We start from the raw sequence: 13,498 nt of genomic DNA, 5'->3' as shown, positions 1-13,498 counted from the left end.
ATTGCGACGTGGACGGAGATGGTGCGTGACACTCTCGCCGCGGCGTCCGGGCTGGAGCAGGCAATCCTCTCGACGGCGCCGTTGACGCCCAAAGCCATCCGCGAGGACGTCGGGGAACTCGCACTTCGGCTTGAGCGTGGCGACCGTCTCGGACCGGCGCTGCGCGGCCTGGCGGCCAGCCTCGCAGATCCGATCAGCGACCTCGTGGTCGCCGCACTGGTGAAAGCCGCCGACCAACCGGCCCGTCAGCTAGGTGACCTGCTCGGCGCTCTCGCTCACACCGCCCGCGAACAGGTGTCGATGACGATGCGCGTCGAAGCAGGCCGAGCGCGCACACGGACGTCGGTGCGGGTGGTCGTGGGCACAACGCTGGCTTTCGCGGTCGCGGTCGTGCTGCTCAACCGCGGCTATCTGGCGGCGTACGACTCGTGGGAAGGACAGCTGGTGCTGCTCGGCATCGGCTCACTGTTCGCCGCGGGATTCACCTGGCTCACCAAGATCTCGCAAGCCCCCGCACCGGCCCGATTCCTGGCCGCAGAACAGGAGGCGTGACGTGATCTCCGCACTGTTCCTGGGACTTGGCCTCGGACTCGGTCTGTGGTCCTTGATCGTGTGGGCGTACCCGCCTCGCCCTTCCCTGCGAACCGCGCTGGCACGTGCCACCAGCAGCCCACACCCGATCAACGCCAGCACAAGCCACATCAGCAAACTCGCCGCCCCTCTTCAAGCCTGGGGACTCCCCGGAGAGCGAGTCCTGCACGACCTGGCAGTCATCGGCCGTCCGCCTGACGTGCACCTCGCCGAAAAGGCCTCTCTCGCCATGACCGGTGCGACCGTGCCGGTGCTGGTGCAAGGGCTGTTGATCGCGGCCGACGCAGGCGTCGACCTCACCTTCCCGCTCGTCGCGGGGAGCGTGCTCGCCACTGCCGGCTTCTTCTTGCCTGATCTGCGAGTGCGTGCCGCGGCAACCCTGCGTCGAACGGAGTTCAGGCACGCCCTCTCGTCGTACCTGGATCTCGTCTGGATCGCTTTGGCCGGTGGCGCCGGGGTCACCAGCGCGCTGCGCGACTCGGCGGAGGTCGGTCGCGGTTGGGCGTTCAGCCAGATCCAGCACGCGTTGAACGCCGCGATGCTGACCCGAAGCACGCCTTGGACGAAACTGCGGCAGCTCGGCGAGGAACTCGGGGTGTCCGAACTCGCCGAACTGGCGTCCTCGGCCAGCCTCGCCGGCTCCGAGGGCGCGAAGGTCCGCGCGAGCCTCGCCGCGAAAGCCGCGGCCCTGCGCGCGCACCAGCTCTCCCACGAGGAAGCCAACGCCCAATCGGCGACGGAACGCATGTCGCTGCCGGTGATGCTCCTCTTGCTCGGATTTCTCGCGTTCATCACGTACCCGGCCGCGACGCAGGTCCTCAACGGACTCTGACATGTCGCCTGGCAGAAAGGAGAAACAGATGTTCAAGCTCTACTGGGACGTTGCGCGGAGGGCCGTTCGAGCTCGTATCGCACTGCTGCGCCGGATTCCCGACGCTGGCTACGTGAGCGAGTGGGTGCTGCTGACGGCGTTGCTCGTGTCCGCTGTTCTTGTCGTCGTGGGCATCTTCGTCGCGAAGATCATCGCCAAGGTCAACGGGATCGAGCTGTGAAAGCCCGTCTCCGCTCGGCTCTTGCGGACGACCGCGGTGCGGCGAGCGCGGAACTCGTGATCGCACTTGCCCTGGTGATGCTGGTTGTGATGGCCGCTGCGCAGTTCGCGCTCTGGTCGCACGCCACTCACATAGCGCAAGCCGCTGCCTCGCAGGGGCTTGCCGCGTCTCGTGTACAGGATGGAACCGCGGACGATGGCAGAAGGGCGGCCCAATACCTGCTCGACCAGTTGGCCAGTGGTCCGCTGAGTGACGAGAGCATCAGTTCCAAACGAGGCGACGTCTCCGCCTCCGTCCGGGTTTTCGGAACCGCAACCGCTGTGGTGCCCTTCGTACGGCTCCCTGTGCACGCTGAGGCCGCAGGTCCCGTCGAACGGTTCCTCCCGGACGGGGCGCCCTGATGAGCAGGTGGCCCGATGACCGCGGCTCCGTCGTTGCCGAAACGACCCTGCTAGCGCCGTTGTTGTGCATGCTCTTGGTGCTCGTGGGCGTGTTCGTTCATCGCGGAGTGGACGCGAGGCTGCACGTCAACGACGCTGCTCACCAGGCGGCGAGAGCCGCCAGCCTCGAACGCACCGCCTTTCGAGCAAGCGCGGCCGCTCAGTCCGTGGCCTCGACCGCGCTCTCGTCGGCCGGTGTCGCCTGCCGAGCCCTCGATGTGGACGTGGCAACGGGCGACCTCAAGCCAGGCGGAACAGTCATCGTCACGGTGTCGTGCTCCGTCGACCTCAGCGATGCACGAGTCCTCGGCACACCCGAGCGCAAACGCTTGTCCTCCAGCGCAACCCAGCCGGTGGACACCTGGCGCTCAAGTCCGATCGAACGACGACAATGACCGCCTTCGTCGTGTCGATCCTCATGGCGCTGATCCTGCTGACCGGGCTGGTGCTCGACGGCGGTTCCGCGCTCGCCACCAAGGTGCGCGCCGCAGGTCAGGCCGAAGCCGCCGCGCGTGCCGGTGCCCAGGCGATCGACCTCACCAAGTACCGCACGAGCAACCATCTCTCCTTGGTCCCCTCACAAGCGGCCGCCAACGCACACAAATTCCTCAGCAGCGTGGGAGCAAAGGGAAGCGTGGTCGTCACCGGCAACACGGTGACAGTCACGGTCGACGCCTCCCAGCCTGCCCAGCTTCTCGGGTTCATCGGCATCTCCAGCCTCCGCGTCCGCGGCACCGGCCGTGCCCTCCCCCAGCTGGGAGTGACAGCAATCGATCGGTGAACCAGACCTGGCACCACCACCTCAGCGAAGGGCGAAACACCATGGCGACGTCAGAAGAGATCCTCAGCCGCGTATCCGAGTTCGACTCCGAGCGCAGCGACCGGCGCAAGGCCGCGGCACACCAGGTCGGCGACCTGGCGAGGCGGCACGCCGACCTCGTCGCCGAGAGCGAGGCGGTCCAGCGCGAGCTCGCCGAGATCCTCGCCGGCTGCGATGACGTGATCAGCCTGACCGAACTCGCCCAGTTCACCGACGTGCCGGAGGGACAACTCGCGCACTGGCGGGACGGCGCGAAGCCCGGCCGCGGCAGGAAACGGCGGACAGGCCCGCGAACCCCGGCCACCAAGGAGCGCGTCCAGCGCAACACCCCGTCCAGGCACACGCCCCACGAGCCGGTCCTGCAGGAGCTGCCCGTCGCCCAAGGCTTTGTGGATGAACAGGTTCCCGCCGGGGTGAGCTGAGATGAGGGGATCAACGTTCAGGCGCACCAGCGTCGTCATCGTTCAAGCAACGCGCGGCATGCTGGCGGTCGCCGTGCTGTTCGCACTCGTCGCCGGGCTGCCGTGGGCGTTGTGGCACTTCGTCGGCTGGCCGCTGCCCGACCACGTTCCGACGCTCGGCGAGGTCGAGGCGCTACTGCTGAGCCCGATGACCGGAACGTTCCTGCTGAACGTCCTCGCGTGCGCGACTTGGCTTGCGTGGGCGAGGTTCACGTTCGACGTCTTGCGCTGCGCCTACGGGATTCTGCAAGACGGAGTGCAGGCGATCCAGTGCAGTCAGGTCTCGTCGCGCGAGCCCGCGCACGCCTTGGCGACCGTCCTCATCAGCGCTGTCCTGCTGTCCATCGCAGGCCCCCGCCTCGCGCACGCCGAACCTGGTTCAAGCACGAGCTCATCCGTCTCGCAGCAGGTCGAGCCACGCCCCGCTCCGACGGTCGTCGTCCGGCCACCGGATCCGGAGACTGGACTCCACGACTCGCTCGCCCTCATCTCCGAACGCGCGTTCGGCACCCAGGATCGCTGGCCGGAGATCTTCGACCTCAACCGAGGCAAACCTCAGCCCAACGGAAAGCCGTTCTCCGATCCCCACCTGATCTTCCCCGGCGAGACACTGCGCCTGGCTGCGGATCCGACACCTGCGCCCAAGCCGGAGCAACCCTCAGCCCCCGCGCAAGAGCTCGCCCCGCCACCCTCTCCCACAACCGAGACACCTGCGCCGGACGACCACGCTCCCGCAGTCAGCTGGGGAACAGAGCTCTACATAGGTGTCGGCCTGGCGGCTGCGGTGACCTCTGCACTGGCAACCGCACACCACCGGCACCGCCAGCGCTACCGCCCCGGCAGCGGCAAACGCGACGATCTCAGCAACCCCACAGCGCCAGTCATCTACCGACTGCGGCTCGCCAGCCGGAACGCCCAGGAGTCGAACGCCGAACCCGAGGCCAACGCCGCCGCGAGCCCCATCAAGCGAACGACAGCACGACCCGGCTCCCGCAACGGACACGAACTCGCCTTGGACCTCGCCGCCACCTGCGGGCTCGGCCTCGTCGGCCCCGGCGCGAGCTCCACCGCACGCGCACTGCTCGTCACCGCGCTGTCCACAAACCACCCGGCGACGTCGGCCGGGACGAGAGTGCTCGTCCCGACCGGCGACCTACAGCTGATGTTCGGTCAGGAGCTCGAGGGAACCGTCCTCCCGCACGGCCTTGAGACGTACACCGATCTGGACGAGGCCGTCCGTGCCTTGAAGGCTGATAGCGACGCCCAGGTGCTGCTCGCCCAAGCCCCCCAACGCCATCACGAACACCTGGCACGCGCCCTTGGCCAACGCTGCGCCGTCATCCTGCTCGGCCAGTGGCAGACCGGGGTGACCGCGTACGTCCGCGCAGACGGGCTTGTTGGCGCCACAAACCCCGGCAGGGGCGAGACACTGCGCGAGTCCAGGCTCTTCCACATCGGCGCCGATGATGCCCTGGACGTGCTCACGCTGCTTCGTCGCGCAGAGCCGGACCGCGCCCCCTCCGCGGCGCGCACCATCCACCTCGCTGCTGACCCGCTGGAGATCATGGGCGAGAACGCGGCCACTCCACCCGGCCGCTCTCATCGCACCGCACCGGAACACATCGGGAACATCGTTTCCCAGCAGGCCGTGAACGCCAGCGTCCGACTCCAGCTGCTCGGCCGTGTGCGCGTGTTCTGGCTGCGCTCGTCCCATGACGACGAGGTCGAAGTCACCGGCGCGTTCCAGCCCAGGCAATTGGAGCTGCTCACCTTTCTCGGCCTGCACCCCGACGGAGCGACACGTGAATCACTCGTCGCGGCGCTGTGGGAACACAGCCCTTCGGAGAGGGTCACTAGTGCGCTGAACACCGCCCTGTCCCGTCTACGCAACACACTTTCCAATGTCACCAACAGCACCAACGCGATCATCACCGCGAACGGCACCTTCGCGCTGAACCCCGACGAGGCCACCGTCGACTACTGGACCTTCCACAGCGCGAACACCCGGCGGCGCTTGGCTTCCACCGCGCGACAGCGGATCGACGCCGACCGCGGCATCGTCGAGGCCTACGCGGGTCCGCTCGCCGACGGCATGTCAACGAACTGGCTTGAGACAGCGCGAGAAGCGATAAGACGGGACGCCCTGGACGCGGTCTCGGACCTCGCTCGCGCACTCGTTGCCGACAACCCCGAACAGACCCTCGACCTGCTGGAAACCGCGCGCGCGTTCGATCCGCACAACGAGCTCCTCTACCGGGACATCATGCGTCTGCAGGGAAAAATTGGCCGCCTCGAAGCGATCCCGCGGACTCTGACGCTGCTCACGACGCGCCTCGCGGAGATCGGCGACCAGCCGTCTCCCCAGTCGCTGGAACTCGCCACTCGCCTGCAACAGCGAAACGACGAAACCGAACAAATCCAGAATCAGCCGGCACAATCAAAATGATCCCCATTTCAATGTGCACATTTCCAGCGGTCCAATCAATTGAAGTCTTTCCAAGACGTCGCGCGCCCCGAGCAGCACGACGTTCAACCGCGGTCAGACCAGCTCACTAACCATGCACTCATCGACCGCACGTGCGGGCTCACACGGGGGATCACATTGGGGATCCCACTGCGGATCCCCTTAGACCACCACCCCACAGAGATGAGAAAGCGCCGCTCAGCGAGCCGCCGAAGGATCACCTGACATCCCAGACTCGCTTGCCGGCAAGCCGGTGAACACATCGGGCCAGGCTGGTCGCCTGCACACCCAAATCCCCCAGGCAACCGCCTCACGGTCCGCGTTCATCTCACGCCATCCCGACCAGCCCCTTCGTTCCAGCTTGATCCAATCAAGCCCTCTCATCCACCTCCATCCCTCCGCCGGCGCCGGCCACAACGCGCACCGCAGCCACGAAGGTGAATCCAGCCACGCAGAGCCGAACGATGAATGCAAATTGCATAAATCCACACAAAGAGTCTTGAAATATCGCCACCAAACGACTTGCAATACCCCCGAACCAGAGCAACAATTGAACCATCGGAAACGAAACGAATACAACCCCCGGCGCGAGCCATGCCCGACGGAGAACATGATGACGAAGTCCGGAATCATTTACGAACTGACCCGCGAACCGTTCGATCCCCGCCCCGCTGAGTTCTACGTCGACCCCGGACACCGCGACGGTTGCCGGTAATGCCGCCGACGTAACAACAAACGTCATCACGTCAGAACTGCACTGGCCCACCAACGTCCACGAGGTAATCCGAATGACTGAGCACCGACTCGACACCAACACCGTGCGCGCAACGACAGTGAACGACTGCACGGTGACGGTGATCCACGACTCCAACGACCCGACCAAGATCATATACGGCACGGTCGAACGCCGCGGCGCACTCGTCGGCAGCCTTCACTGCGTCGACCACATCCTCCAACGTGGCTGGCAGATCGTCGCCGGGTATGGCCTTCTAGCTCACAACCGTCGCACCGTGCGACTCGACACCGTGGCTGCGGCCGTCGAAGTCCTGACCACCGTGCTGACCGCCCGCGACAGTTTCGAAGTGGAACGGCGGCTCGACGAGTACTTGCAGCGCAACAACCCCATTTCCACGTAGCGCCGCCGACACAACGCAACGCCGTGACGTTCTCAGAAACCGCACCCGATGGGAAGGACCACCGCGATGGCCACGCCGCCGACCGCTGCAGCAGCCTCCGGCACCACGACCGCCACCACGGCGGGCGGGCGGTTGCCCAGCGGCGAACTCCGCCGACGTGTGGCCCAAGTCCTGCTTCAGAGAGCCAGCGACAAGCTGACACCGCGCGAAGTCGCCACCGCACTCGGCGGGAGATCCTCGGGCGCAATCAGGAACGCACTCGCCACGCTGGCTGCCGGAGGCTGCGCCGAGCGGACCTCGACCAAACCGGTCCGCTATCGGGCGACCGCAACCACAATCGATGCCGCCACCGAGTCCGTCGCGGCGCCGTCCGGCACGCCACGCCGTCCCCGGAGTCCACGCCGAGAGTCTGCGCCCGCTGCCCCGTCGACGTCGGCCAGCGGTCCTGTGACACGCCCCAATGGCCAGCTGTACCACCCGCGAACGTTGTCCGGCCTGTCCGATGTGGACGCGTTACAGAAGTTGCGTGACGCCGGTGTGGCCGCGTTGCTGTACGGACCGCCCGGAACCGGCAAGACCTCGTTGATCGAGGCCGCCTTCGGTGACCTCGTGACCATCCAGGGCGACGGCGACACCACGGTGGCCGACATCGTCGGCGAGTACACGCAAACCCCGGACGGCAAGTTCGTGTTCGTGCACGGGCCGCTGGTCCGCGCGATGCGCGAAGGCCGCACGTTGTTCATCGATGACGCGACCCTCATACCGCCGACCGTGCTCGCCGTGGTCTACCCCGCGATGGACGGACGCCGCCAGATCACCATCAAGGCCAACGGCGGTGAGACGATCGACGCCGCCCCCGGTTTCTACGTGGTGGCCGGACACAACCCCGGTGTGCACGGGGCGATCCTCACCGACGCACTCGCGTCCCGGTTCTCCGTGCAGATCCACGTGTCCACCGACTACGACCTCGCGGACCAACTGGGGATCGACCGCCGCGCGGTGACGGTCGCCCGCAAGCTCGCGACCCGCTACAAGCGCGGCGAGGTCGGTTGGGCACCACAACTTCGCGAGCTGATCGCGTTCCAGAAGGTCTCCGAGGTCCTCGGACCGGACGCCGCCGCCGGAAACCTGATCGGCACCGCCCCCGAAGAAGACCGCGAGATCGTCGCCTCTGTGGTGCGTGACGTGTTCAGCAAAACCCTTGTCCCCCTTGCGCTCGGCACACGCATCTGACCAAACCGCTCGTGAAGAAAGGACACTGGCTATGACCGCACACGTGATCGCCGCCCCGGCCATCGTCGGCACGGCCGTGTTCCCCGCCGCGCCCGGCTGGCTGTCGCTCTCAGAGGCCATGACCGCCGAAGTCCCCGCCATCACCGACCGAGACGATCTCCTGGTCAACATCGCCCCCGGTGCCGGTCACGGCGCCCCGGCATGCCTGTTGCACAACGGAATCATCGAGATCGACGGCACCCACATGGGCACCGTGGACCCCGTCACCGCGACCCCGCATCTGACCAGCGACCGCGCCCGCTACGCCACCGTGTGGGGGCTGCTCACCCACGAGTGCGCCCACGCCCGCCACAGCAAATGGACCCCGCCCTGGAACGCCGATCCCGACGCCGTGGCCGCCGCCACCTTGTTGGAGGAGTCCCGCATCGAAGCGGCACAGATCCGCCGCCGACCCGATGATCGGCACTGGTTGCGCGCCTCGTCAGCCAATCTGGTCCTCAACACCACCAAGGCGAACGATCCCGCACATGCACCTACCATGACCGCACGCCACGCTGCAGAGGTCGCCGCGCTGTTGCTCGCACGCGTCGACGGCGGCATCCTCACCCGCGCCGAAACCGCTTGCGTCACAAGCGTTGTCAGGTCGGTACTGGGCACCCCGAACCTGCGGAAGCTGCGGGCGTTGTGGCGCGAGGCGTTCACCGTGGCCGATGAAGATGCCACGGCCATGCTCGACATCGGTCGCCGTTGGTGCGAGATCGTCGCACCGGACGCCGAAGCCCCCGAACCCTCCGATCCGGACACCCCACCCAACACGCTCTCGCCTTTGGCCAAGTCTGTCACCTCCGCAGTGGCGAAGGTCGCGCGCGCCGTCGCGAGCAGCTCACCTCCCGGCGTTCCCGCACCCTCTGCGGTGAAACCGAAAGCCGATGCCGACACCGAACGCGTCGCCGACGCCGCCCGAGCCGTGTTCGACGATGACTCCAGCAAACTGAAAACAGGTGGCACCGCCACATCGCGCGCCCGCCCGCCCACCACCGACGAGCACGTAGCGGCCCGCGTGCTGGCACGTGCGCTCTCCACCGCCGGAGTGCGCGACCGCGTAGCGGTCAAAACCACCTCGGCGCTGCCGCCCGGAAGGCTGAGGATGCGCGGAGTGCTGGCCCGCGAGGCCCAACGCGCTGCTGGTGCCGCGCCGACCGCCGAACCGTTCACTCGCGTGACCCGAAACGTCGTACCGACCCCGCCACTACGCCTCGGCATCGCGTGCGATGTGTCCGGTTCCATGCGGGCCGTCACCCGACAGGTCGCCTCAACCGCTTGGATTCTGGCGAATGCCGCCCGCCACACCCCGGTTTCCGCCACCACCGCCACGGTGATCTTCGGCAACCACGTGCGACCGATCACCTACCCCGGTGTCGCTCCCAATTCAGTCACCGAGTTCCACGCCGAAGACAGCTGGGAAGACGTCACCACCGCGATAGACGCACTCGACGGTGCGCTCGGACTATCTCGCCCTGGCGCTGCTCGGCTGCTGGTCGTCATCTCCGACGGCCTGTACCGGGCGGACGAGAGGCGGAACGGCCAGAAGCTCGTCGATCGATTGAGGGACAGCGGATGCGCTGTTCTGTGGTTGTCCACCGACGAACGCAGCAGACCGTTCAACGGTGCTACGGAGCACCGTCTGGACGTGCACGTCACCGACACCGTGGACAACGACGACTCCAAGACAGCCTTCTGCACCTGCAAGTGGGTAGAAGAACACACCACATGGGCTAAAGCCGAGAACGCCGCTACCTGCCACCGGAACTCCACCGACTCGGCGTCGATCGCCCGCGCCGTCGGACGTGCCGCCACAACGGCACTCCGCACCGCCCGATGACCACCGGACTGCGACATAACAACGTCCGACCTTCACCATCCCGACGAACCAAGGAATTGAGGCCGTCATGACCACCACTCCGAACAGCCGCCGAGACCTGGTCGAACGGGCGATAGCGGAGTCCCGGCACCGCAAAGCATTGGGCGAGGACCGCTTCGACTTCGATCGCGAGAACCTCCCTCGGAAGGTCCATCGCAGTTTCACCATCGGACGGATCGCCGACCAACTCCTGGTGAACCGTGTCAGCGTCGCGGTGACCGACGACCCGGATCGCCGATACGGCATCTCACGGCCAGAACCCGGAGACCTGATCACGATCACCGACCCAGGCACGCCTCTCGTGCTGCGGTTCGTGCCCGACTTCACTGCGCTCGACCGTCGGTGGCTGCTCCTGGACGAGTGCCCTGACTGCGGCGGCGTCGTCCCCATGGCCCGGGTAGCCAGGCTGGCCGACTTGGGCGACCACCTCGACCCGGACAAGGACGCCCTGCTCGACGAGCTCCCCGCCGAGTACTACGGCGACCCCGCACACCGCAAGAACTGTTCGCACAGCATCTCATCACCCGAGGAGGACGCAGATGACCAACCGAGCCACTGACCCGCGAGCCGGAGTCGTCGGCCTTGCCGGTCGTGCGATACGCGTCGCACGGGCATATCGCGCCGCCGACCCAGACGGATTCCCACGACGCAACAACTCCGCCGACCAGTGGAACAGGTGGACCCGTCGCGCTCGCGTCACCCGAAGAATTGCGGTCGCGCTACAGGTCTCCGTGGACAGCGTTCTCGTCACCGACGACCCCCAACGCGAGTACCTCACAAAAGGTGGCCCTGTCCCCGGTGACCTCATCACGGTCACCGAACACCTGACCGGATGCGCGTGGCGGTTCATACCCGACAACACCACTCCCGGCATCGCGTGGCTCTTGCTCGGCCCCTGTCCCAGCTGCCGAGCCGAGATCCCCGTCGCCCGCCTCGCCGGCCTAGCCGACCTCGGTGACCACCTCGACCGCGGCACCGAACCTTTTGAGCTGATCGCCGAGGCCTGCAATGACTTCCTGCACTCACCTGGCTGCGCTTCGGTGCGGTCTGCGATCGCGGAACTGGTCGCGACCCCACTACCCGCCGGGCAACCCGTAGCTGGAGGAGACCACCGTGCAGCCACATGAGGGCCCAGAGATCGAAGTCCGCACGTTCCACGACAACGGTTGCGTGGTGACCTCCGTCGTCGCCGACCCAGCCGACGCACAACAGATCCTCTACGGCACGGTCGCCCGCGACGGCGTCCTCATCGGCAGCTTCTACTGCGTCGATCAAGCACGGCAGTCGGGGTGGCGCGTCGTCATGAACGGCACGCAGTACGCGCTGAACGGGCTTGTCGCTGATCGCGACCTCGAGGGCGACGTCATTGGCGTACTCACCTCACTACCAACTCCACTCTGAGCCAGAGAAGACAGGGGATTCGCAATGACTACAGCGTTTCAGCCCACAACGGTCGATGAGGACTTCGGCGTGACCGCTGGCACCTCGTACTACTACCACCGAATCGTGCACCTCGGCTCCTACACGCTGCGAGCACAGGTACACCGAGACATCACGCCTTACAACTCCTATGGGACAGCGGAGCTGCTCAGCGCGGACCTGACGTGGACAAATCTCAAGTGGACTCACGGTGAACGGTGGACAAAAGACACACCGCAACCCTGCGATGTCACCGACGCCAAGGCCGTGCTGACCAACGTCGCCGACGAGTTGATCCGACGTGCCACCGCGATCCTTCACAACGGAACCGCCGTCCCACAGCAGTCCCTCGATCTGATGGGAGCGCTGCTGACCCTCGCCTATGGGAGTACCGGCGAGCACGCGATCACAGCCGCCGACGTGCGCTGGGCCAAAGAAAACGGCGGCCCGTTCCGGGTCGTGCCGAAGCCCGACGGCACCGTGCTGCTGACGAAGGCGCACCGGTACGACTGCCCGCTCCTTGCCACTCAGGGCGCGGAAGCGTGCGACGACCGTTGCCTGCCAACAAATCCTCCACCCTCGCGGAGCGATTGGAGCAGCCAATGACGAAGCCCAGTAGCGCTACCCCACTTCCAGAAGTATTGTCCCGATTGCGGAGCCCGAGCCGCCGAGGCACATCTCGACGGATGCGACGTCGCGGTGTGCTCGGTCACTGGCCTCCAACGACTCAGCTGTCCGCACGACCACGACTGCGGGGTTGACGTGTGGACCGGTAGCTGGCCCGGAATCGCGGACTGCGAGCGGCTCGGCTTCATGATCGGCCCCGGTCTGCCCGACCTGTGTCGGCTCTACCACGAGGCGACCTGGGATCCCACGTCCCGACATTGGAACGTTCCGGGCTGACCAGTCAGCACCTCTACCCGACCGACGACCGCGCGTCGCCGGTCGGCCTTCTCCAGCAATGAGCTCCATCGCCGGCGCCGCCTTTTGAAAGACAACCGCGGCATCAAGTGTGCCCCAATCAACGCGCCCATGCCCTTGCCGAAGTCGTCACCTCAGCGGCTATGCGGATGAGTCATTTCCTCTGCCTAGCAAGGACTTCCGCACGCATGTCACCTCAACGTGCGGCCATCAGAGGCCGTCGAAACGTGTTCCCCGTTCTGGTGGTCGCCACCCAAGGCACGAGGGTGCCGCCACTCCTGACGTGGACAGTGTCCCGAACACCGACGCGGGAGCGGTCCCACACCAGTTCCTCGTCCACCGTCGGCAATCCGCCTCCAGCAGTTCGGCGTTGCCGCCGCGCGCCTACGGCCCGCAGCCCCACCGGGTGCGTCCAAGACGCGTGCCCGGTGAGGCTGCGGATTTGCCGTGGTCCCCGCCATGGCCCTGTGCACACTTTCCGTGAGCGACAAGGTCGATCGCGGCGGCGTGGCTCAGTCGGAAATCGAGGCTTTCCCCCTGTCTACCAACGGTTGCACACCGACGATGGCGGCACCCACGCTCGAAAGTTCGCGGGCCACGACGTCCGGATCACATCCCACTCGCGGCAGGCGAGCCCTGATCGCGGTCGCGGACCGCTCCATGTCCTTGGCAAGCACCCGAATACGCTCCGCCGCGCCGTCGTCGCCCGTACGCATCCAGGCATCCCGCAGCTCCCCGTCAAGGCTCTCGCTCCAGGGTTGATTGGCTTTCGCCGCCTGCGCGGGTCGCGTCTGAAGTCGCGCGTGTGCGGTGAGCACACGGCTGATCAGTTTGCCGATCTCGCCGCCTCCTTGGACAGGGAGCCGAAGGCGACCGTCGGCAACGACTTCACCCGAGTCCTTCGTTCCCAGCAGATCGAGCACCAGCCCGTTTGCTTCCGCCGTCGCGGAGAGCTGGTAGTCGACGTCGCCGAACCTCGCCTTGTTCTGATAGCTGGATGTCATGGCACACCTCATGATTTCTACCGCCGGAAGGCGACC

17 protein-coding genes are annotated in these 13,498 nt (G+C 66.5%); 15 read left to right on the top strand and 2 right to left on the bottom strand.

Features of this window, described 5'->3' with window-relative positions:
- Window positions 1–18: 18 nt before the first annotated feature.
- The 8 genes from JNUCC0626_RS48595 to JNUCC0626_RS48560 are packed head-to-tail and all read left to right on the top strand — an operon-like array spanning window position 19 to window position 5,810.
- Complete coding sequence (locus JNUCC0626_RS48595; protein WP_394617375.1) at window positions 19–552, top strand: type II secretion system F family protein; 534 nt, start codon at window positions 19–21, stop codon at window positions 550–552.
- Window position 553: 1 nt separating this feature from the next.
- Window positions 554–1,423 carry a type II secretion system F family protein gene (locus JNUCC0626_RS48590; RefSeq protein WP_394617374.1) on the top strand — a complete coding sequence of 290 codons (870 nt, stop codon included), beginning with the start codon at window positions 554–556 and terminating at the stop codon, window positions 1,421–1,423.
- A gap of 28 nt (window positions 1,424–1,451) precedes the next feature.
- Entirely contained in the window at window positions 1,452–1,643 is a 192-nt protein-coding gene (locus tag JNUCC0626_RS48585) for a hypothetical protein (protein ID WP_394617373.1), read from the top strand.
- Entirely contained in the window at window positions 1,640–2,044 is a 405-nt protein-coding gene (locus JNUCC0626_RS48580) for a TadE family protein (protein WP_394617372.1), read from the top strand. Before JNUCC0626_RS48585 ends, JNUCC0626_RS48580 begins: the two co-directional genes overlap by 4 nt.
- Window positions 2,044–2,478, top strand: coding sequence for a TadE/TadG family type IV pilus assembly protein (locus JNUCC0626_RS48575; protein WP_394617371.1), 435 nt, complete (start codon window positions 2,044–2,046; stop codon window positions 2,476–2,478). Before JNUCC0626_RS48580 ends, JNUCC0626_RS48575 begins: the two co-directional genes overlap by 1 nt.
- Window positions 2,475–2,864, top strand: coding sequence for a pilus assembly protein TadG-related protein (locus JNUCC0626_RS48570; protein WP_394617370.1), 390 nt, complete (start codon window positions 2,475–2,477; stop codon window positions 2,862–2,864). The genes JNUCC0626_RS48575 and JNUCC0626_RS48570 overlap by 4 nt, the downstream gene beginning before the upstream one ends.
- Window positions 2,865–2,905: 41 nt before the next feature.
- A complete protein-coding gene (locus JNUCC0626_RS48565; RefSeq protein ID WP_394617369.1) occupies window positions 2,906–3,325 on the top strand; it encodes a hypothetical protein in 420 nt (139 codons plus the stop codon).
- 58 nt (window positions 3,326–3,383) lie between these two features.
- A complete protein-coding gene (locus tag JNUCC0626_RS48560) occupies window positions 3,384–5,810 on the top strand; it encodes a BTAD domain-containing putative transcriptional regulator (RefSeq protein ID WP_394617368.1) in 2,427 nt (808 codons plus the stop codon).
- Between the two features lie 388 nt (window positions 5,811–6,198).
- On the opposite strand, the gene JNUCC0626_RS48555 is transcribed toward JNUCC0626_RS48560, so the two are convergent.
- On the bottom strand, window positions 6,199–6,573 hold the full coding sequence (locus JNUCC0626_RS48555; RefSeq protein WP_394617367.1) for a hypothetical protein: 375 nt from the start codon (window positions 6,571–6,573) through the stop codon (window positions 6,199–6,201).
- Window positions 6,574–6,616: 43 nt separating this feature from the next.
- Here JNUCC0626_RS48555 and JNUCC0626_RS48550 point away from each other — a divergent pair, with 43 nt between their 5' ends.
- The 7 genes from JNUCC0626_RS48550 to JNUCC0626_RS48520 all read left to right on the top strand — a co-directional run bounded on the left by JNUCC0626_RS48550 (window position 6,617) and on the right by JNUCC0626_RS48520 (window position 12,143).
- Window positions 6,617–6,964 carry a hypothetical protein gene (locus JNUCC0626_RS48550; protein ID WP_394617366.1) on the top strand — a complete coding sequence of 116 codons (348 nt, stop codon included), beginning with the start codon at window positions 6,617–6,619 and terminating at the stop codon, window positions 6,962–6,964.
- Window positions 6,965–7,411: 447 nt separating this feature from the next.
- Window positions 7,412–8,197 (top strand): AAA family ATPase, encoded by a 786-nt coding sequence (locus JNUCC0626_RS48545; RefSeq protein ID WP_394617365.1) that lies wholly within the window; start codon window positions 7,412–7,414, stop codon window positions 8,195–8,197.
- 31 nt (window positions 8,198–8,228) lie between these two features.
- On the top strand, window positions 8,229–10,079 hold the full coding sequence (locus JNUCC0626_RS48540; RefSeq protein WP_394617364.1) for a vWA domain-containing protein: 1,851 nt from the start codon (window positions 8,229–8,231) through the stop codon (window positions 10,077–10,079).
- 67 nt (window positions 10,080–10,146) lie between these two features.
- Entirely contained in the window at window positions 10,147–10,677 is a 531-nt protein-coding gene (locus JNUCC0626_RS48535; protein WP_394617363.1) for a hypothetical protein, read from the top strand.
- Window positions 10,678–10,849: 172 nt separating this feature from the next.
- Entirely contained in the window at window positions 10,850–11,245 is a 396-nt protein-coding gene (locus JNUCC0626_RS48530; protein ID WP_394617362.1) for a hypothetical protein, read from the top strand.
- Window positions 11,232–11,519, top strand: coding sequence for a hypothetical protein (locus JNUCC0626_RS48525; RefSeq protein WP_394617361.1), 288 nt, complete (start codon window positions 11,232–11,234; stop codon window positions 11,517–11,519). Before JNUCC0626_RS48530 ends, JNUCC0626_RS48525 begins: the two co-directional genes overlap by 14 nt.
- 69 nt (window positions 11,520–11,588) lie before the next feature.
- Complete coding sequence (locus JNUCC0626_RS48520) at window positions 11,589–12,143, top strand: hypothetical protein (protein WP_394617360.1); 555 nt, start codon at window positions 11,589–11,591, stop codon at window positions 12,141–12,143.
- An 827-nt stretch (window positions 12,144–12,970) separates the two neighbouring features.
- Here the strand turns inward: JNUCC0626_RS48520 and JNUCC0626_RS48515 are convergent.
- Window positions 12,971–13,462 carry a hypothetical protein gene (locus tag JNUCC0626_RS48515; protein WP_394617359.1) on the bottom strand — a complete coding sequence of 164 codons (492 nt, stop codon included), beginning with the start codon at window positions 13,460–13,462 and terminating at the stop codon, window positions 12,971–12,973.
- Window positions 13,463–13,498 lie beyond the last annotated feature (36 nt).

It is taken from the genome of Lentzea sp. JNUCC 0626, from assembly GCF_043632865.1.
GTDB lineage: Bacteria > Actinomycetota > Actinomycetes > Mycobacteriales > Pseudonocardiaceae > Lentzea.
Note: the sequence above shows the minus strand (reverse complement) of the source record. Positions and strands in the feature narration are given on the sequence as shown.

What these genes read in the sequence shown, in the direction of transcription:
- JNUCC0626_RS48575 (WP_394617371.1), top strand. Translation starts at nt 2,044, where the DNA reads ATGAGCAGGTGGCCCGATGACCGCGGCTCCGTCGTTGCCGAAACGACC.
- JNUCC0626_RS48595 (WP_394617375.1), top strand. Translation starts at nt 19, where the DNA reads ATGGTGCGTGACACTCTCGCCGCGGCGTCCGGGCTGGAGCAGGCAATC.
- JNUCC0626_RS48515 (WP_394617359.1), bottom strand. Translation starts at nt 13,462, where the DNA reads ATGACATCCAGCTATCAGAACAAGGCGAGGTTCGGCGACGTCGACTAC.
- JNUCC0626_RS48585 (WP_394617373.1), top strand. Translation starts at nt 1,452, where the DNA reads ATGTTCAAGCTCTACTGGGACGTTGCGCGGAGGGCCGTTCGAGCTCGT.
- JNUCC0626_RS48565 (WP_394617369.1), top strand. Translation starts at nt 2,906, where the DNA reads ATGGCGACGTCAGAAGAGATCCTCAGCCGCGTATCCGAGTTCGACTCC.
- JNUCC0626_RS48550 (WP_394617366.1), top strand. Translation starts at nt 6,617, where the DNA reads ATGACTGAGCACCGACTCGACACCAACACCGTGCGCGCAACGACAGTG.
- JNUCC0626_RS48540 (WP_394617364.1), top strand. Translation starts at nt 8,229, where the DNA reads ATGACCGCACACGTGATCGCCGCCCCGGCCATCGTCGGCACGGCCGTG.
- JNUCC0626_RS48535 (WP_394617363.1), top strand. Translation starts at nt 10,147, where the DNA reads ATGACCACCACTCCGAACAGCCGCCGAGACCTGGTCGAACGGGCGATA.
- JNUCC0626_RS48570 (WP_394617370.1), top strand. Translation starts at nt 2,475, where the DNA reads ATGACCGCCTTCGTCGTGTCGATCCTCATGGCGCTGATCCTGCTGACC.
- JNUCC0626_RS48560 (WP_394617368.1), top strand. Translation starts at nt 3,384, where the DNA reads ATGCTGGCGGTCGCCGTGCTGTTCGCACTCGTCGCCGGGCTGCCGTGG.